Annotated in this window: 12 protein-coding genes; 7 read left to right on the top strand and 5 right to left on the bottom strand. The window is 43.7% G+C overall.

Annotated features, from left to right (window positions below; translation table 11 throughout):
• Nucleotides 1-28: 28 nt before the first annotated feature.
• The 7 genes from VIM89_RS05160 (at nucleotide 29) to VIM89_RS05130 (ending at nucleotide 4,730) form a co-directional block, all read left to right on the top strand.
• The gene (locus VIM89_RS05160; protein WP_488155064.1) at nucleotides 29-589 is read left to right on the top strand and encodes a carboxymuconolactone decarboxylase family protein; all 561 of its coding nucleotides are present in this window, start codon (nucleotides 29-31) and stop codon (nucleotides 587-589) included.
• 5 nt (nucleotides 590-594) lie between these two features.
• Nucleotides 595-1,854: an MFS transporter gene (locus VIM89_RS05155; protein WP_488155063.1), complete on the top strand. Its 1,260-nt coding sequence runs from the start codon at nucleotides 595-597 to the stop codon at nucleotides 1,852-1,854.
• Between the two features lie 2 nt (nucleotides 1,855-1,856).
• Nucleotides 1,857-2,405, top strand: coding sequence for a carboxymuconolactone decarboxylase family protein (locus VIM89_RS05150; protein WP_488155062.1), 549 nt, complete (start codon nucleotides 1,857-1,859; stop codon nucleotides 2,403-2,405).
• Between the two features lie 10 nt (nucleotides 2,406-2,415).
• Nucleotides 2,416-2,994 carry a carboxymuconolactone decarboxylase family protein gene (locus VIM89_RS05145; RefSeq protein WP_488155061.1) on the top strand — a complete coding sequence of 193 codons (579 nt, stop codon included), beginning with the start codon at nucleotides 2,416-2,418 and terminating at the stop codon, nucleotides 2,992-2,994.
• Between the two features lie 2 nt (nucleotides 2,995-2,996).
• Nucleotides 2,997-3,539 carry a carboxymuconolactone decarboxylase family protein gene (locus VIM89_RS05140; RefSeq protein ID WP_488155060.1) on the top strand — a complete coding sequence of 181 codons (543 nt, stop codon included), beginning with the start codon at nucleotides 2,997-2,999 and terminating at the stop codon, nucleotides 3,537-3,539.
• A gap of 541 nt (nucleotides 3,540-4,080) precedes the next feature.
• Nucleotides 4,081-4,335: a hypothetical protein gene (locus VIM89_RS05135; RefSeq protein WP_488155059.1), complete on the top strand. Its 255-nt coding sequence runs from the start codon at nucleotides 4,081-4,083 to the stop codon at nucleotides 4,333-4,335.
• A gap of 77 nt (nucleotides 4,336-4,412) precedes the next feature.
• The gene (locus VIM89_RS05130) at nucleotides 4,413-4,730 is read left to right on the top strand and encodes an ABC transporter permease (protein WP_488155058.1); all 318 of its coding nucleotides are present in this window, start codon (nucleotides 4,413-4,415) and stop codon (nucleotides 4,728-4,730) included.
• Nucleotides 4,731-4,808: 78 nt separating this feature from the next.
• Here VIM89_RS05130 and VIM89_RS05125 read toward each other — a convergent pair whose 3' ends face one another.
• The 5 genes from VIM89_RS05125 to VIM89_RS05105 form a co-directional block, all read right to left on the bottom strand.
• Complete coding sequence (locus VIM89_RS05125; protein ID WP_488155057.1) at nucleotides 4,809-8,375, bottom strand: VCBS repeat-containing protein; 3,567 nt, start codon at nucleotides 8,373-8,375, stop codon at nucleotides 4,809-4,811.
• A 39-nt stretch (nucleotides 8,376-8,414) separates the two neighbouring features.
• The gene (locus tag VIM89_RS05120) at nucleotides 8,415-9,638 is read right to left on the bottom strand and encodes a multiheme c-type cytochrome (protein ID WP_488155056.1); all 1,224 of its coding nucleotides are present in this window, start codon (nucleotides 9,636-9,638) and stop codon (nucleotides 8,415-8,417) included.
• A gap of 157 nt (nucleotides 9,639-9,795) precedes the next feature.
• The gene (locus VIM89_RS05115; protein WP_488155055.1) at nucleotides 9,796-11,529 is read right to left on the bottom strand and encodes a RagB/SusD family nutrient uptake outer membrane protein; all 1,734 of its coding nucleotides are present in this window, start codon (nucleotides 11,527-11,529) and stop codon (nucleotides 9,796-9,798) included.
• 32 nt (nucleotides 11,530-11,561) lie between these two features.
• A complete protein-coding gene (locus VIM89_RS05110) occupies nucleotides 11,562-14,816 on the bottom strand; it encodes a SusC/RagA family TonB-linked outer membrane protein (RefSeq protein ID WP_488155054.1) in 3,255 nt (1,084 codons plus the stop codon).
• A 369-nt stretch (nucleotides 14,817-15,185) separates the two neighbouring features.
• Complete coding sequence (locus VIM89_RS05105) at nucleotides 15,186-19,358, bottom strand: hybrid sensor histidine kinase/response regulator transcription factor (RefSeq protein WP_488155053.1); 4,173 nt, start codon at nucleotides 19,356-19,358, stop codon at nucleotides 15,186-15,188.

Below are 19,358 nucleotides of genomic sequence, written 5' to 3'. Positions count from 1 at the left end.
AACCATTACAACTACTTCAACTAACACTATGCCACATATTGAATTAGAGTCTCATTTACCCGGAATTACTGGTTTACTGGAATACCGGAAAGATACCGGTCAGCCTATACGCGACCTAACCCAGATACTAATGCGTGGGCCTTCCACTTTATCTGAAGGCGAGCGCGAGTTGATAGCCACTATTGTATCCCATGGTAATCAATGCCGGTTTTGTACTACGGCCCACACCGCCGCTGCCGATCTGCTGTTGGGAGATAAAATCACCACCCAAATAATGAAAGATGATATCGAGTCGACGCCGGTAAGTGAAAAAATGAAGGCCTTGCTTACCATAGCCGCGGCAGTTGGCAAAAACGGGAAACTGGTTACCCCGGAAATGGTAACGAGAGCAAAAGCCGAAGGCGGAACAGATGCAGAAATACATGATACGGTGCTGATCGCAGCATTATTTAGTCTTTACAACCGCTATGTGGATGGAATGGCTACCAGTATGCCCGATAACGAAGCCTACTTTGATACGCTGGCAGACAGGATCGTGCATCATGGTTATCAGCGTTTGCCGCAGGGATATGATCATTTAAAAAAGTAAGAATTATGGAAACGACACGGGTTAGTGATACCATTATTAAAAGAACAACATCGGCCCAATTGGCTATGCTGTTCATCGTTTGTTTTGCCGGGAATATGTTTGCAGGTGTGGTGTCCACATTAATGTCTGTTTATTTACCGGTAGTAGTTAAAGAATTGCGCGGCAGTCAAACCGACAGTCAATTCAACGATATGAGTGCCTACATTAACTCCATTTTCATATTTGGCTGGGCCGCAGGAGGATTCCTTTGGGGCTTTATCGGGGACAAGGCAGGACGAAAAATTTCGCTTTTACTATCAATCGCCTGCTTTGGCATTTTTACATTGCTCATTAGCCAGGCTACCCAATGGTGGCAGATCGTTGCCTGCCGCTTTTTGAGCGGGGTAGGTACGGGAGGCTTACTGGTCATTTCATTTACATTGATCTCCGAAGTTTGGCCTGAAAAAACAAGAGCAGTTTATACCGGTATCTTATCGATCTCTATTCCTGTGGGCATTTTCTCTGCCGGAGCGATCAATTACATGGTCAATTCATGGCGACAGGGCTTTATGGTAGGCATCATTCCGATAGCAGTAGCAATCATTGGTTTTTGGGTGATCAGCGAATCCGGTTTATGGCTGAAAGACCACGAAGAGCATAGTCACGATAGTAACCAAAACGTTGGCTTGTTTCATAGCTCGAATCTTAAAACCTTACTTATAGGCTCCATTATATTTGGTACTATGCTCATCGGTCTTTGGGCCATTTTTTTGTGGCTGCCTACCTGGATACAAAGCTTGCTTACCACTGATGCCAATAAAGAACGCGGCATCAGCATGATGTTTATGGGCATGGGCGGCCTGACAGGCGGCTTCATTTCCGGCTGGGTGGTAAATCTGCTTGGCCTTCGGAAATCGTTGATCCTGTCGTTTGTGGTATGCTCGGTGGTGTCATTCGTTTTGTTCAAAACAAATACCACTTTTTCAAGCGTAGTTTATATCGAAATTGCGGTACTGGCGTTATTCTTTGGAATAAGCCAGGGAGTACTTTCACTTTATATCCCATTACTTTTCCCTACGTCTATCCGTGCTTCGGCAACAGGATTTTGTTTCAACATCGGCCGGATATTTACAGGGATAGCTGTATTGGGTGTGGGTATATTGGTTACCACATTAGGCGGCTACGGCAACTCGCTCTTTATATTTTCACTAGTATTTGTGATCGGTTTGATTGCCATGCTGGTGATCAAAGACATACAAGTTGGCACTCAATCTTTAAAGGAATAAATATGGCACATATCGAATTAAATAATGATCTACCGGGCATCAGGGGCCTGATGGCTTACCGTCCTGAAACTGAAGCACCTTTGAATTTCCTTGCTGAAACTTTGCTGCGTGATGATAACAATACGTTGAGTCGGGGGCAACGGGAACTGATAGCCACCTATGTATCCTATCTGAACGACTGCTTCTTTTGCCAGAATGTTCATGGAGCTATAGCAGGTCACTACCTGGAATGTAATATCGACCAGATAGATCGTATCAAACAGGATGTCAAAACTGCAGAACTGGACGGCAAAATGAAGGCATTGCTCAGCATTGCGGCAAGCGTTCAGAAAGGCGGCAAAAACGTAACTATAGAACAAGTAGAGGAAGCACGCAAAAATGGTGCATCAGACGTTGAGATACATGATACGGTTCTGATCGCCGCAGCCTTCTGCATGTTTAACCGTTATGTAGACGGCCTTGCTACCTGGGCGCCAGAGGATCGCCAGTTTTATGTAAATCGTGCACCTCAACGCGCTTTGGAAGGATATCAATCCAGCGTTTATAAATAAAATTAGAAATATGCCACACATTGATTTACCAGCAGAATATCCCGGTATCCGGAACTTATTCGTATATCGCCCGGAAACGGCTGCACCATTGTGCAGCCTTGCGCAAGTGTTATTGCACGACCCGCACCCTACGCTCAGCGCGGGCGACCGCGAACTGATCGCCTCTTATGTATCAAACCTAAATACCTGCAAGTTTTGCACCAGTTCTCACAGCGCTATTGCCAAACATCAGCTTGGCAGCGACCTTACATTGGTTAAGCAAGTGCTTGCTGATCCTGAAACGGCGCCAATCAGTGACAAACTCAAAGGATTGTTAAAAATTGCCGCTAAAGTACAATCGGGCGGAAAGAACGTACTTCCAGAAGATGTTGAAGCTGCCCGAAAAGAAGGTGCAACCGATATGGAGATACACGATACAGTGCTTATTGCAGCTGCGTTTTGTATGTTCAATCGTTATGTTGATGGTTTGGCTACCTGGCAACCCGATAACGAAACGTTTTATGATAAAATGGGCGAACAACGTGCAAAAGAAGGTTATAAACCTACATCCATTAATTTTACACTTACCGAAGAATTACAAAAATCTTAACCATGGCTCATATTAAATTATTAAATGAAGAACTACCAGGAATAGTAGGCCTATTAAACTATCGGCCTGAAACTGCCAAGCCATTACTTTTATTGGCGGAAACTTTACTTCGTGGCCCATCGTCGTTAACCAGCGGGGAGCGTGAGATCATAGCTGCATCGGTATCTTACCGTAATGACTGCCATTTCTGCCATACTTCGCATGCGGCAGCAGCAGCAGCACACCTTGGCAGCGGACTTGGTTTGATAGATGAAATTAAAGCGGGGCTTCCCAATACATCCGTTTCTGACAAATTGAGAGCTTTATTAGACATCGCCCACCAGGTACAAAAAGGAGGGAAGCATGTTACCGAAGCACATATCTCTGCAGCACGCGAGCAAGGGGCTACCGACCAGGAAATACACGATACAGTTTTAATTGCTGCCGCATTCTGCATGTATAACCGATATGTAGATGGATTAGGTACATGGGCACCGCAATCCAATGAAGCCTATAAAGAAATGGGCGAACGAATGGCTTACGTAGGCTATGGGAAAAATACTTAAGAGATGGCTTGAAAAAATATTATGTTAAGTTAATTGAAAGTATTCGATCCCATTCCGCTAGTGTGATAGGTTAAATTACAAATATTTACAATAAGCATCAGACTGCCAAACGTCGTAAATCTTCTAAAAAGGGGTTCGAAAAGCTTCCCCTACGGGCTACTTATAAATAACTTACTGGCTTACAGTAAGTTATTTTTGTTTTTATCCTACCCGGAAGAATCAAGCCAAAAATCAATTAGCCTGAGTCAGCCAGTCTTTTAACCAGATAATTAATAATACTTTTACATTAAAAATAAAGCCGCCAAACCCTGGGCGTACCACCTCGCCATGTAGTTTCGAACCAGGAGAATAGCAACGAGATTGGGGATTTCTAAAAGGACTGTTGAAAACCAAATTACAACACTGAATATGGGAAAACATTGGGGTGGCAGTTTAAGGACGGGCGCGATTTTTCGATCAAATTTCTCACCGATTCTTCGGGTGTTGTGTTGAACGAGGCGGCTGTAAAATATATGGGCTGAAAGACCCGGTTGGTAAAACAATGAGTTTTCCGAATAGAACATTTCACATCATCGGCGTAATTAAAGATATGGTGATGGGTTCGCCCTACGAGCCTGCCAAGCAAACCATTTTTTATATCGGAGCCGAGCAATTTGACGCGGTCATCATCAAAATAAATCCGAATGTAAGTACACATGATGCTATACAGAAAATCGAAACTATTTATAAAACTTATGCCCCTTCGTCCCATTCTCCTATCAATTTGTTGACGAAGAATATGCAAAAAAATTTATAAATGAAGAACGTATCGGAAAGTTGGCCAGCTCATTTGCAGGGCTCGCCATTTTTATAAGCAGTCTTGGCTTATTCGGTATGGCAACGTTTATGGCAGAGCAGCGAATTAAAGAGATTGGCGTGCGGAAAGTGTTAGGCGCTTCTGTTTTTGGTTTATGGAGATTGATGTCAATGGATTTTGTTGTATTGGTGATGATTGCTTTAGTTATTGCCGTACCCATTGCCTGGTTTTCGATGGAAAGTTGGTTGCATCAATTCACCTATCATGCCCATCTATCCTGGTGGGTATTTGTCGAAACAGCAGCCGATGCAGTCATTATAACTTTGCTCACAGTAAGCTACCAAAGCATAAAAGCCGGATTGGCCAACCCTGTCAAGAGCCTTCGCTCCGAATGAGCTATCGCTCTCCAAGAGAGTTTGACAAGCCAGTAGGGCCCTGAATCGGTAATACTATTTAACAGATATTAATTCCGATTATTTTATTCTTCTTAATCTGCCGTTATCATCATAAATAACTACGCTTGTCATATCATCATCCAACTTTATAAATCTTGATGATTGCGACAAAAACGATGAACCATAGTAAAATTCCTGCTTCTCTGTTTTTCCGTTTCTGTATTTAATCAAAACGTAAGCATCTGTTGGTTTGATCGGTATTGCTTTTATCAGTGCGTTCAGCTTGAACACTTTCAGCGAATCTTTATTTTGACTGGCTGCTAAAAGCAGATCGCCACTTTTGCCGCGCATTTGAACCAGGGCTTTTCCATTTCCGGGAATGTAAATACCGCTTTGTAAAATGCTGAGCGGCTTAAAGTTTCCGTTGCCATTACCTTTTAACATCAAGCCGTTAAGTGCATCGTATCTGCCAATGGAAACATCCGTACCATAATCATTCCCGTTGATCACTACATCCAGGTTGCCGTCGCCGTCAAAATCACCGGTCTGCATACCGTTCAGGACAGACACCTGCGCTTCTATCGGCAGCGGGATAAGGGTGAACTTGCCATTGCCGTCATTACGCAGATAGCATGATTTAAGCATATTAGCTTTTAACCGCAACGCCCCCTGTCTTTGTTCAGATGATAAGACCTCGTTCATGGTCGCCGTCGCATATGATTTATAGTTGGTGAATTTCTTTTTCAGGCTGATCATTTGCTTCAGGATATCCTCTCGCCCCTGCAATGGGAATTCTTTTTTCTCTCCATTCCGATCTGGCAAATACAAGGATGGAATAGCAGAAAATCCGCTGTTGTCAAAGTTCTTGGCAGTGATGTAAACCGGATACTGATCTGTGGGTTGGAATATGGTGTTTTGACCTGTATTGCCAACAATATAGTCCATCCGGCCGATGTGCCTGAAATCTCCTGCCACAACTGAGTTCCACCAGCCAAATTTGTCAGCCACACCTGAATTATTGGTCACATTAACATATTTGCCATGCTGATTTTTCAGGAAGGTAACGGGCATCCATTCGCCTGCCAGGATCAGGTCGGGCCAGCCGTCGTTGTCAAAATCGGTAAACAGGGCATCGCACACCATACCGATGTTTTTTAATGCAGGAGCAACTTCGGCCGTTACATCGGTAAATTTCACTTTGCCGTCTTTGCTGTCGTTTCTTAATATGATGCTCGATACCGGTTTTGGATAGCTCCATGGTTCAACACGACCCGATATAAATAAATCCAATTTGCCGTCTTTATTAAAATCACATGCCCGTACGCATAACTTGCTTGTGAAATTGGTTGGGATGGCATCGTTGGCAATGGTGAAGTTTCCCCTGCCGTCATTCAGGTACAGTCGATCCTGGTAGGAATTTGTATTAGGTGCCGACGCATAGCCTCCGCTTGCTATATACAAGTCGGGTTTGCCATCGCCGTTGGCATCAAAAAGCAGCAGACCGGCATCTTTGGTAATCCTGGTTTGATCGTTTACTACCATCAAATCCCGCTGCCTGAATTTACCGTTTGGCAATTGAAAAAATATCTGCGCCGGGTGCATCGAATTGCCGCCGACAATGAGATCGTCCATCCCATCGCCGTCCACGTCACCAGCAGCTAAAGCAGGGCTATACTCCGATAACTTATGCGGCAACAACTTCTGAATATTGAAATCGACAAAGTCTTTAGTATTGTCCTTAAAACGAATGCCCAGCGAATCGGTCACTTCCTTAAACAAGGCCTTCGCGTCGATCTCCGGATGAGAATAACTGTAATTATCCCTGGCATCAGCAATATTGACTTTGATCTTCTGATCGGCCTTTACGTTAGCCAGCTTTTGTTTTTTACCATTCTGCCAATGGATGATCACTGAGTCAACCATAGTGATCTTCCCAAGCCCGAAATGAGCCATCGCCTCATCCGACGATAAATACCCCCGGTATGGAGCATTTTCATATACCTGGTGTTTGCCGTGATCGTAATAAATATCAGCCATTGCTCCCAGGCCATTTACATTCTGTTTATTGCCATTAAAGCTGATCTGCAGAAAATGTGCTTTATCAATATTCTTCTTATCGTCCCGGCTTGTGTTGCGGTAAACCAGCGCCTCGTCATTGATATTGTTGATGATCATGTCCATCGCCCCGTCGTTATCCAGATCGGCATAAACCGCACCGTTAGAGAAGCTTGGAATATTTACACCCCAATCCTTGCTGACGTCCTTAAAGGTCAGATTGCCATTATTCTCAAAAGCATAATTGTGGATTTTGATCTGTGGGATCTGATCCAGTATTTTCTTTTTTGCAGTCAACGCATAAGCATCGCGCCTGTAAGTGATGAAATCGCGGTCGGATATGTCTTTGGGGAAACCATTGGTTACTACAATATCCCTATAGCCGTCATTATTAAAATCGACTACCAGCGGCGTCCAACTCCAGTCGGTTTGTGAAATACCACTTAAAAAGCCCACTTCGCTAAATGCCGGACTACCGATCCGTCCCTGCTGACCTAAACGCGGACCCTGGTTGATCTGCAAGGTATTACGCACATACTGGTATTGCGTACCGAATGCATCGAAATACTGAAACATCTGGTAACTGTTGGGGCCGAGGATCATCTTTTTCCGGTAATTATCTTCCGGGTTCATGTCCAGTTCTACCACATCCGCTAAACCATCGTTATTTATGTCGACGACATCCTGCCCCATAGCGTTGTATGAGGTATGCTTAAAATACTCTTTGGTTCGATTGGTAAAAGTGCCATCGTGGTTGTTGATATAGAGAATATTTTCGGACACAAAATCGTCAGAAACATAAATATCCTTCCAGCCATCATTATTGATATCTACCGTTGTAGCACCATGACCGAAGCCATCAAAACTTATCCCGGCCTTATCTGATACATCATGAAATACGGCATGATGCAATTTCTCGTCCCAATCGTTCCGGAACAGCCTGCCCCTGCTATGTTCCACCATTCCGTTGCGAGGGCCAAACAAGTTTGGATTGTAACCCGAAGAAGCACTGTTGACCGTCAGGTACATATCCAGGTCGCCATCGTTGTCATAATCAAAAAAGCTGGCCATAGTAGATAGTCCGGTCAGATCAAGGCCATACTCTTTAGCCATCTCTTTAAAATGCGGGACACCATCTTTATCCACTCCTTGATTTACATACAACAAATTCCGGCGTCGTGTCGAATCGCGATAGATGGTATTACAAACGTAAATATCAATCAGCCCGTCATTATTGATATCGATAACTGATATCCCGCGTCCCCAACGCCCCATGCCGCTTACTCCTGCTTTTTCGGTAACGTCCTCAAACTTGAAGTCGCCTTTATTCAGGTAGAGTTTGTTAGAAACCATGTTGCCTGTGAAATATAAATCCTGCAAGCCGTCATTATTAAAGTCACCTACGCCCACTCCGCCGCCGTTGTAAACATTGGTCACATCCAGGGGGTTGATGGAATCATTTTCAACGATCTGGTTATTGAAATGAATGCCCGAATGCGACGAAGATATCTGCTCAAAAAGCGTGTGCTTTTTGCAGGAAAACAAAACAGTCGAAATCAAAACAAACAGGGCTAAGTAAAATTTATTCATCGGGACTAACAGCTAAAAATTACGCATTATTTATCAATATCATTTATTAATAAAGGCCAGTATCTTCTTCACCTCCTGCGGATAAACCGCTATATGGTGCGTATGAACAAAAAATTGAACAGGCTGTGTCTTGTCAGAAACCTCCACAGAGATCACCTTGGTTTGCTGTGCAGGCATATGGCAGTTGATGCAATTAGCTTTTAGTACATTGCCGGTAAGCTTCTCCGACATTTTGCAGTAATTATGTTTCTGTGCAGTATGGCAAGCCAGGCATTTTTGAGTGTAAACAGCATCGTTACCACGGGTATTTTGATGAACATCATGGCATGTGGCACAATCCATTTTGCTGTAGATAAAGCATTTGCTGCTTTGCAATAATTGCAGTTGATTGCCATGAACATCTATATGGGTAGTATCTGCCAGGCGTGACAGGGCAGGCATCTTGAATTTAGCAAGCGTGTCACCAGGTAAAAATCCAAATGTCGAGCGAAGTGAAACGCCGGGTTTGCCTGAATGGCATTGAGCACACATGTCCAGCCGCTGTGTTCTGCCTAAAGATTTGTAAGTAGTATATCGGCCCGTTTTAACTTCCGGATTATTGGTTTGGAAATCGATGTGCCGGGCTCCCGGTCCATGGCAGCGTTCACAATCAATGCTATAAACCAGTGTATTCTTATCAAATTGTTCGCTGTTGGCCAATTGCTGCTGCTGATCTTTTTGATCAGCAATGTAAGAGGCATGGCATTCCATACATTGGCTGCCGATGGCCCTTGATCGAGAGAAATCTAAAAAACTATGCCCATATCCGGGGCTGGTAGACCATCTGTGCTGGCTGCTAAAGTAAGAAAGCGGCAATTGGTGAAGCTCGTTCCCCTGCCAATACAAATAAGTCTCACCTTTAACACCTCCAAAAACAATATCAAACCGATGCCTTTGTTTAGCCTTGCCATTTAAGTAATACGTTTGGAACAACCCGCTGTCCCGTTTTTCCATAACGATCTTTTCAGTTTCGTTAATTCTAAACTCGTTGGAACTATCGGCAAAACTGCCGTGTACAGTTTGCTCAGTTGCCGGTACCGATGCAATGTAGTGGGCCGTATGCAGGTAAGAATTGTAGACACCGCGGTGGCATTTGGCACATGCTTTAGAGCCTGCGTAGGCGTTGCCGCGCGGATCAGCTGAAGCTTTTGTACCCCGAAATTGCAGATATACAATGACGAGCACAACTATCCCAATACCTGCTACTATCAGTACTTTTTTCATAACAGGCTATTATTTTGCCACATTCGCAGATACATTCCCAACCCTGATCCTATCATAGTCATTAAAGCCAAAAAGGCTTTCCCCATTTGAGGAAAGCCTGATCAATAAACTGATCAACTAACTATTCTTTATTATTCCGTTTTTACTCATTATATGCTTAATAGCCAGGGTTCTGAGTTAAGTTTGGATTCAAACCTATCGCGGCTTGCGGGATAGGTAATATATCATGCCCGGCTGGCAGCGAAGTGCGCCATACACCATGCAGCTTACCATCGGCAGTGGGGCCATATGGATATGGTTCAGGTAACAGCGAATTATCCGTATTGTAATTGGTATGGATAAATGCAGCAGCAATACCCGGACCAGCGCGGCGCAGATCGTACATCAGTGAATACTCACCTGTAAGCTCGTGCCTGTATTCGCTTAATACCATTTGCAGCGGATCGGTAATCGGCTGGGTTGCTTTACCATCATAAGTAAGCCCGTCCTGGACAAGTGGTTTTCCGGAACCATCAACAGGCGATGATCCGCCCCATGCCCTATCTCTAACTGTTTTCAGGTCAGCCATTGCACCAGTTATATCGCCGGTATGAACTTTACATTCTGCCCTGTCTAACAAAACCTCAGCATAACGCATCAATATCTGGTTTTGTGAACCGAAGATGGCAGATGAACCGTTAGCACCTGTCAAATTCGGATCGCGCCATTTTTTTGCGCAGTAATATCCTGAACGTGTTCCGTCATCACCATACCATGGGTGGCTAAGTGCTCCGCAGGTATTAATAATATTGCCGTCATCGCCGATATAAACTGGGTTTCCGGCCGCAAAGCCTGATTGCACCACGGCATAGCCTTTTATACCACCCCATTTTGCGATAATGCCGGGACTAACAATCTGATCGCCGGGACCAATAATAGTGGCCAGTTTACGGGTGTCGCCGGCCTGGTATGAATACCAAAGACCAGGGTTTGCATAATCGTAGCCGAAGCCGCTGATTTCCCAGGGCCAGCTGAAATCATCTATCCAGGCAACTTCGCCACCATTTTGCCAGCCGCCATCCCAGCTTTGTGATCCCTGTATATCGAACTGGATTTCGAATAACGATTCATCGCTGTTCTGGTGATCGAATTCACCTACATCGATAAAGTTTGGCAACAAATGATAGTTATTGGTCAGCTCAGGATTGTTAAAAGCAGCCAAAGCAGCTGTGTAGTTTTTCAGCCACATTTGTGCTGAGCCTTCGTAGGCATAAGCAGCGCCCGTGGTGGCACGACCTATTTCGGTTGAAGGAAGCGCTGTTTTTGACACTAATAATTTTTCGGCCTGCTGCATATCTGATACTACCTGCTGAAATACCTGGTCTTGTGTACTTCTTGGAGTCAAACCGTTCGTTATGGCTTTCAATTCCAACGGTACGCCACCAAAAGTACCGGCTAGATAGTAATAGGACATTCCGCGCAGAAAGTATGCTTCACCGGTTAAACGATCACCTAAAGCTGGCGTAACCACACCATTGGCTTTTGCAGTAGCGATTATGCCCAAAGACTGATTTGCCCTTCCAATAGCTATGTAAGCGTTGTTCCAGAATGTGGAAAGCGCCCCGAAATTGGAGTTGATAGTATATGAGTTCCAGGCAATATCTGCGCCGTCATTATACCAGTCATGAGTAAGGAAGTTGGCATAGTACCAGATAGATTTCTTCAGCAGGTCGCTGTTTTGATAGCTATCATAAATGCTGTTTACCAATGCTACCACATCCTGCGATTTTTGGAAACTGGCGTCGGCGGTAGAATTCTGCGTATTGGTTTGGGACAAAAAGTTTTTCTGACAGCCTATCGGTATTAGCAACGCGGCAAACAAGGCTATAAGGGTAATATTTTTCTTATTCATTTTCATATCTTTAATGTTTATCATCCTCATAATTAAAACGTTACATTAAAACCAACTGTGTAATATCTTGATGAAGGATAAGTACCGTTATCTATACCGGTTTGGGTTGCATAACCGCCCTGGGCACCAATTTCAGGATCGAGGCCTTTGTAGCTTGTAATGGTGAACAGGTTCTGAGTGGAAACATATATCCTGATCTTGCTAACCGATAGTTTTCTCACCACATCTGCAGGCAAGGTATATCCAACTGTAAAGCTTTTTAATTTCAGGAAGCTGCCATTCTCGATCCACGCACTTGAAGGGTAAGCATTACCAATTGAGTTATCATTGTAATAGATCCTTGTATAAGTGTTGGATGGGTTTGAAGGTGTCCAGGCGTTTGCATAATACTGCTGGCTGAGGTTCTCAACTCCTACGAAACCACGGTTCTGGAATGTTTCCAGGTTGCTTTCTTCGTAGTTCAGGATCTTGTTACCATAAACACCGTAGAAGTAAGCGTTAAAATCCCATGATTTGTAAGTAGCATCAAGAGTAAAACCACCAAAGAATTTAGGTTGAGGACTGCCTAAGCTGGTTTGGTCTGCTGCATTAACTACTCCGTCGCCGTTGGTATCCGCATAGTAACGGTCGCCCGGTGCAGTAGCCGCTTGCTGATAGAATTGTGTTACCCCACCTGTTTTTGCCGCTGCGTTAGCGTTCAAGGCCGCTATCTGAGCTTGCGACTGGAAAATACCCAGGGATTTATATCCATAAAACTCGCCCACCGGCTGACCTATATATGTGTTGGTGAATGTTGTCCAACCGTTACCGCTAAGAGCGATCTGGCCATTTTGTCCGGGAGTAATAATTGGGTTGGTAATGGAAATGGCACCTGGAAGCAGGGAAACGAGTTTGTTTTGAATAAATGAAAGTGTCAAACCTGCGCCAAAACGGAAATCCTTGTTAGCCGAATGACTGTAGTTCACCGCGAACTCCCAGCCTTTGTTGGTCATCGTACCTAAGTTCTTACTTTCTGTAGAAAAACCGGTTTGGGCAGGAACAGCGATATCCACTAAGAAGTCTTTTGACTTTCTGCTGAACCAGTCAACAGTAACGGTCAAATCGCCATGCAGGAAGGCAGCGTCCATACCAATGTCTGTCTGGTAATCAGTTTCCCATCTCAGGTCAGGGTTTGCAGGCTGAGTGGCCGCAATACCTGATTGGTATATTCCATTGCTGCCACCGGTTTTACCGAAAGGATAACCCAGATTTCCGCTGGTGCTTGGCAACGATCCGGTTGAATACAGCGCCTCGTACTGGAATGCCGGTATAGAGCCCTGGTTACCTACCTCACCATAACCGCCCCTGAATTTCAGATCGGTAAGCCAATCGACATCTTTCAGGAAGAACTCATCTTTTGCTTTCCACATCGCTGAACCTGATGGGAACACACCATATTTTTTTCCAACGTCGAATTTAGAGGAACCGTCACGCCTGATAGTACCGGTAATATAGTACCTGCTGTCATAGTTGTAACCTAACCTGGCAAATTGCGACGCTAAAGCTGTTATAGTTTGAGCTGTGGTATTCAGTTTCAATGTACCGGTTTCTACCTGCGACAAGTCCTTAATATCGGTATTCGGGGGAACACCACTACCGCTGAACGGGTTATAAGTGTTTTTCTGTTCAGAAACACCGCCTACGAAATTGATGGTGTGCTTGCCGAATGTTTTGTCATAGGATATGGTATTTTCCCACAACCAATCGAATGAAGTATTTAAATATTGGCTATACTGCGCATTTTGAGTAGCGCCTGCCTGGCTTCCATATTGGTTAACCAACCGGTCATCTTCCGGCTGATAAAAATATCCGTTAGAGCCTGTATATGTTATACCTGCGTTGGTCTTGATCTTTAACCCATCAATGATTGTAGCCTCTAATGATGAATTGGTTAACAGGAAATGGTTCAGGTTTGAATAACGATTATTTTCAATAGCAAAAACGGGGTTGCTGTATTTAGCAACGTAAGTATATATCGGGTTAAAAAAGCCATAGTTGCCTTTACCGTCACTTATCTGGCTGGTTACGTTGCTGCCACCATCCAGTGTTGGCGGCAACTGGGCCAATTGGGCTAAAGAGCTGGTTGCATTAGCATTAGTACCAAGTGGGTTATTTGAATCCTGGTAAGTATATTTAGCGCTTGTTGAAGACTTCAACCATGGCAATGGCTGGTAATCGAGGTTAAGGCCAAGGGTTATCCTTTTAAAGTATGAACCCAGAACAATACCTTTCTGATCATAATAGCCAACCGATGTTGATGATTGTACTTTATCATTACCACCCCTGATGCCCACGTTATAGCTCTGAGTTAAGCCTGAACGGTAAACTGCGTTTTGCCAGTCGGCTTCAGTAAGTGACGATGGATTGTTCCAGTTAGATAATACGGTAAATTGTTTAGCCGGGTCATCAGCGGCTTGCTGTAAAGCCAGTGTAGCAAATTGCTGAGCGTTCAGTACTTTGTATTCTTTTGGTTTGGATTGAAAAGCGCTATAGCCGTCAACTGAAACCTGGGTGCCATCTTTTTTCCCTTTTTTGGTAGTGATGATTACTACACCGTTGGCAGCACGGATACCGTAGATTGCCGTTGCGGAAGCATCTTTCAATACGTCAATGGAGGCAATGTCATTGGGGTTGATATTGTTGATGCCGCCACTTTCAACCGGGTATCCGTCAATAACATATAATGGCCCGTTACCATTTTGTGCCAAACTACCAGTACCCCTGATCAACACCGATACGTTACCACCAGGAGAGGCGTCATTATTAGTAACCTGCACCCCTGCGGCGCGTCCTTGCAGGGCTTGATCTAATGTGGTAACCGGCGATTTGGCAATGGTGGCTGCAGACACTGAGCTGATCGCCCCGGTCAGGTCTTTTCTTTTGGCAGTACCGTAACCGATAACCACCAACTCAGTCAGGGTCTTATTCTCTTCAGTGAGTTTTATATCGACTTTGGTACGGTTAGCCACCGACACCTCCTGGGTGGTATAGCCCACAAAAGCAAAAACAAGTTTGTTCGTTGGGCCGGCTTTAATGGAATAATTTCCGTTTACATCGGTGGAGGTGGTTGCCCCCGGGCTATTCAGGACTTTAACTGTGACACCCGGCAGCGGCGATCCGCTTGTACCATCGGTTACCGTGCCTGTCACCGTTCCGTTTTGTGCATAACCGGAAAGGCTCATCAACAAGAGAGATAAGCTTACCCCGATCACAACCACAAAATTTTTAATTTGTAGCTTTCTAATCATAAAGTTTGCGATTCGTTAAAAAGGTTAATATTGGTTTTGAACTGGTATGAGACATCGCTTTCCCGGATACCAGAAATACCACGTGCATCATATCGAAATAAAATTATGGGAGTAGCGAAACGAATTGTAACACAAATGTTAATGTTTATGATACAAATGTTAAAGCATCAAAATATCATTGATAATCAATCATATACGAACTATATAGTGTAAAATGATGACGAATCCGCATTGCACAACTGCAATAAAGCTGCGATAGCGATACGGCATCTCCAGGAAGAGAAAATTTGTAAATGGCAGCACTTATCCTACGATAGTAGATTTGACAACTTTTAAAAAGTTGTCAAATCTTTAGATGGAAATTTAGGCTTATTCAAACTCGTTAACTACCTGCAATGGCTCGCGTTTACGGAGCTCATTAAGATACTCTGAGGGCAGTGTTCCGTACTCTTCTTTAAACACTTTTGAGAAATAGGTTGGGTTATTAAAGCCTACTTCATAAGCTATGCTGGCAATGCTGAGCTTGCTTTTCTCCAACAGTTGCACAGCACGCTTCAGCCGGATGGTACGGATACATTCAACAGGTGTTTTGCCTGTCAGGGTTAATAAACGTTTATAAAGCGATACCCTGCTAAGTGACATCTGTCTACTAAGTTCTTCTACAGAGAAATTCGGATTGGTAATATTCTTTTCGATGCAGGCCAGCGCATTCTTCAGGAATTTTTGATCTTCGGATATAATATCCATATCCTGGGCCTGGATTTCCACTTGTTTCTGATAGGTCTTTTTTAGTGTTTGCTGCATCTGCAACAAGCCATTGATTTTTGACAGTAAAATCTCAAAGTTGAATGGCTTAGTGATATAGTCATTGGCGCCACATTCTGTACCGGCCAGCAGATCAGCTTCTTCGCTTAATGCTGTTAGTAATATGATCGGCGTATGGGCTGTCCGCTCATCATGCCTGATCTTGGTGCAGAGGTCGAGTCCGTTCATTTCAGGCATGGCGATATCGCTTACTACCAGATCGGGGTGCATCGCGAGGGTTTTTTGCCAACCGTCCTTACCGTTAACAGCCTCAATGATATGGAAGCTTTGTTTCAGGTTGTCTTTTAGATAGAACCTCAAGTCATCATTATCTTCTATTAGCAGGATAATAGGTTTTTTGCCCGAATCGAGGATATGTTCATTGGATTTTGATGTACTGGCTGAATGTTTAATCGCAGGCGCGGTCGAACTAACCTTTTCATGATCGGCACATACCGGAATGCGTATGGTAAAGCAGCTACCATCTCCCGGCTCGCTCTCTACATAGATTTCGCCATTATGCATTCGCACAAATTCGCGACTGATGGACAGGCCTATACCGCTGCCCTGGTTAAGCAGGCTTTCCGGCAAATTGTCCTGGAAAAAGCGCTCGAATATCTTTTCCTGTTTTTCTTTTGGAATACCGATACCGGTATCCATTACCTTAATTTCAAGCAGTTGCTCAGACTCGTTATCTTGATTATCGGTCAAACTCAGGAAAACACTGATATGTCCGCCGGACGAGGTGAACTTGAAGGCATTTGACAGGACATTGAATAGCACACGTTCGATCTTATCCCGATCAAAATTAGTGGTCAGGTGCTCTACCTCACTATCAAATATATAGTTGATATTGTTCTGATCAGCCATATCAGCGAACGAGAAGCAAACTTCTTTTACAAAGTGAGCTATATCTCCTTTTTGCAGGTTCAGCTTTAACTCTTTAAATTCCATCTTACGGAAATCGAGCAGCTGGTTTACCAAATTCAGCAACCGGCGACCGTTTCTTTTGATCATCAAAAGCTGTTGCTGATGTTCCGGCTTGTCATTATGCTTGATCAGCGTGTCTATCGGAGATATGATTAAAGATAATGGCGTCCTGAACTCATGGCTAACGTTAGTGAAGAATTTTATCTTCATTAAATCCAATTCATGCATGCGGCGGGCTTCTTCGCGTTCTTTGGCCAATTTTCTTTCTGCCTCAAGCTCATGTTGCTTTTGTTCAAATTCCCTGCGGATTTTAAGGATACCTCTATGACGGATGTACAATAATACCCCCACAAACGCTGCCATATATAACAGATAAGCCCAGGTAGTCTTCCAAAAAGGAGGCAATATTTTGATATTCAGCGTAGCATAACTTTCGTGACCGGGGTCGTTCGGGTTGCTTGCTTTTACTTTCAACACGTAATCGCCCGCATCAAGGTTGGTGTAAGTAGCTTTACGCGAGCCTTTTGGGGCGAGCAACCATTGTTTGTCAAAGTTTTCCAGTTTATATTGATAGATGATCTTATCCGGGTTAAAATAATCGCAGGCAGCAAACTCCACACTAAAAACATTCTCGTTATGTTTAAGCACCAACGATTGTGTTTCGGTAATCGATTTGGTCAATACAACCCGTCCTTCAATCGTATCACCTACTTTGGCACTTCTATTAAATAACTGGAAGTCGGTAAATATGAGCTTCGGCTTCAGCGAGAAGGCATGAATGTTTTCCGGATTAAACCAATTGAAACCATGGGCACCGCCGAATATCATTTCACCATTCCTGGTTTTATAAGCGGCGTTGGCATTGTATTCCCTACCCTGCAAACCATCAAACTCATCATATTTATGTATCTGGTAGCTATTTGGGTTGTTCGGATTATCGAGTTTTATGCTGACCAAACCATTAGCCGTACTGATCCACATGATTCCGCTTTTATCCTCCAGCACATTCAGCACACTATTTGTCGGCAGGCCTTTTCTTTCATCAACATTGGTAAACGTGTTGGTTTTAGTATTCAGGATGCTCAAACCATCCTTGGTACTGATCCAGAAAAAGCCGCGGCTATCCTGTGTGATGCTATTTACATCATTATCGATCAGGCTATTGGCGTTTTTAGGATTATTATAATAATGCTTTACTGCGCCAGTTGCTTTTTCGATAATGTCGATGCCTTTATCCCTGCCAATCCAGATATTTTTTTGCTTATCCTCATAAATCACAGCGGTATATTCAGATGTCATTGCATAGTGCGGGTGAATAAAGCTGTCTGTCTTCGGATCATAAATATTCATCACACCAGCAAAAGTACCTACCCATAATTTTTGCGATGAATCTTCAAAAATGCTGTAAACCCGGTCATCCGAAATACTTCCGGATACCTGGTCGTTATGCCGGTAGTGAATAAAAGTATTGCCGACCAGGCGTTCTAATCCGCCAAAATAAGTTCCTATCCACAGTCTGTTTTCATGATCGACGAATAAGCTAACGATCACATCATTTGATAAGCTTTTTGGATTTGCGGGATCATGTTTAAAGCGGGTATATTTTTTGGATGCTTTATCATAAAAAATCAACCCGCCGCCATTAGTGCCGATCCAAAGATTTCCTTTCGCATCTTCCACAAAGCAATCGACATCTTCATAAGGCAAGCTGGCATTATTTGAAAGATAATGCTTGATCAGCGGGAACTGGATAATCCCTTTATGAAAATAGCTTACTCCCTGCTTGTAAGTTCCAGCCCAGATAATGCCGGTGTTATCTTTATACAGCTCAACACAATCGCCGCTTAATGATTTGCCGTCATCTTCTTTATTAAGCAGGTAAGTTATTTTATGAGTTTGAGCGTCGACCAGGTTAATACCACCATGATCGGTACCGATCCAGATATTGTTATCGTTGCCTTGTACTATGCTGTTGATCACATTGGTATTAAGACTTATCTGCGGCGTATCTTTGCCATAATGTGTCAAAGTTTTGCTTTCAGTATTATAGGTATAAACACCCTCGAATGTGCCTGCAGCGTATATCCACAGGTTTTGATCGTTACCTAATATTGCCGAATAAACTTCCGGACGGTTTTTGGACAATCTGTTTAAAGCAAAATCTCTCGAAAGCAGGCGGTTGGTCCTGATATCGAGTTCATCAATTACGCCGTCGCTATAAACAAACCAAATTTTGTTATTTCCGCCATCAACAACATCTGTCACGTTATCGGAATGCGGTATTGCCGGAGAATTTGCCAGTATGCTGTAAGAGTGTGTTGTTTTGGTGTGGACATTATAAAGGTATACGCCTTTATTGTTTGTCAGGAACCAAAAGTTGCCGCTGTTATCCTTTCTTATAGCAGTCAGCTGATCAGTGGGAACTTTGTAACGGGATAGCTCATGCAATACATCATTGGCAAATGATTCGGTATTGGAATTGTAGACACTTATGCCGCTGTGGGTGTATAGCCACATGCTTCTGTCCGGCCCTTCTTCAATACGCATCACATTATTATCGATCAAAGAATTGGGATCACCTGGCTCATGTTTGAATACCTTGAATTTATAGCCGTCGTACCTGTTCAGGCCTGATGTAGTACCGAACCACATAAAACCATTAGCATCTTTAAAAATGCAGCTAACGCGATTATTGGAAAGACCGTTTGAAATATCGAGGTGCGAAAATTGGTAAATATTTTTTTGGGCGTACAAGTACTGATGCACGGTAAAAAACACTAGAAGAGCTATAATAATCCTGAAACGCAT

Origin of the sequence: Mucilaginibacter sp. (assembly GCF_036568825.1) — a bacterium.
GTDB lineage: Bacteria > Bacteroidota > Bacteroidia > Sphingobacteriales > Sphingobacteriaceae > Mucilaginibacter.
Note: the sequence above shows the minus strand (reverse complement) of the source record. Positions and strands in the feature narration are given on the sequence as shown.

Coding starts and splice junctions, on each gene's coding strand:
- VIM89_RS05160 (WP_488155064.1), top strand. CDS start 29: ATGCCACATATTGAATTAGAGTCTCATTTACCCGGAATTACTGGTTTA.
- VIM89_RS05155 (WP_488155063.1), top strand. CDS start 595: ATGGAAACGACACGGGTTAGTGATACCATTATTAAAAGAACAACATCG.
- VIM89_RS05150 (WP_488155062.1), top strand. CDS start 1,857: ATGGCACATATCGAATTAAATAATGATCTACCGGGCATCAGGGGCCTG.
- VIM89_RS05145 (WP_488155061.1), top strand. CDS start 2,416: ATGCCACACATTGATTTACCAGCAGAATATCCCGGTATCCGGAACTTA.
- VIM89_RS05140 (WP_488155060.1), top strand. CDS start 2,997: ATGGCTCATATTAAATTATTAAATGAAGAACTACCAGGAATAGTAGGC.
- VIM89_RS05135 (WP_488155059.1), top strand. CDS start 4,081: ATGAGTTTTCCGAATAGAACATTTCACATCATCGGCGTAATTAAAGAT.
- VIM89_RS05130 (WP_488155058.1), top strand. CDS start 4,413: ATGGCAACGTTTATGGCAGAGCAGCGAATTAAAGAGATTGGCGTGCGG.
- VIM89_RS05125 (WP_488155057.1), bottom strand. CDS start 8,375: ATGAATAAATTTTACTTAGCCCTGTTTGTTTTGATTTCGACTGTTTTG.
- VIM89_RS05120 (WP_488155056.1), bottom strand. CDS start 9,638: ATGAAAAAAGTACTGATAGTAGCAGGTATTGGGATAGTTGTGCTCGTC.
- VIM89_RS05115 (WP_488155055.1), bottom strand. CDS start 11,529: ATGAATAAGAAAAATATTACCCTTATAGCCTTGTTTGCCGCGTTGCTA.
- VIM89_RS05110 (WP_488155054.1), bottom strand. CDS start 14,816: ATGATTAGAAAGCTACAAATTAAAAATTTTGTGGTTGTGATCGGGGTA.
- VIM89_RS05105 (WP_488155053.1), bottom strand. CDS start 19,358: ATGCGTTTCAGGATTATTATAGCTCTTCTAGTGTTTTTTACCGTGCAT.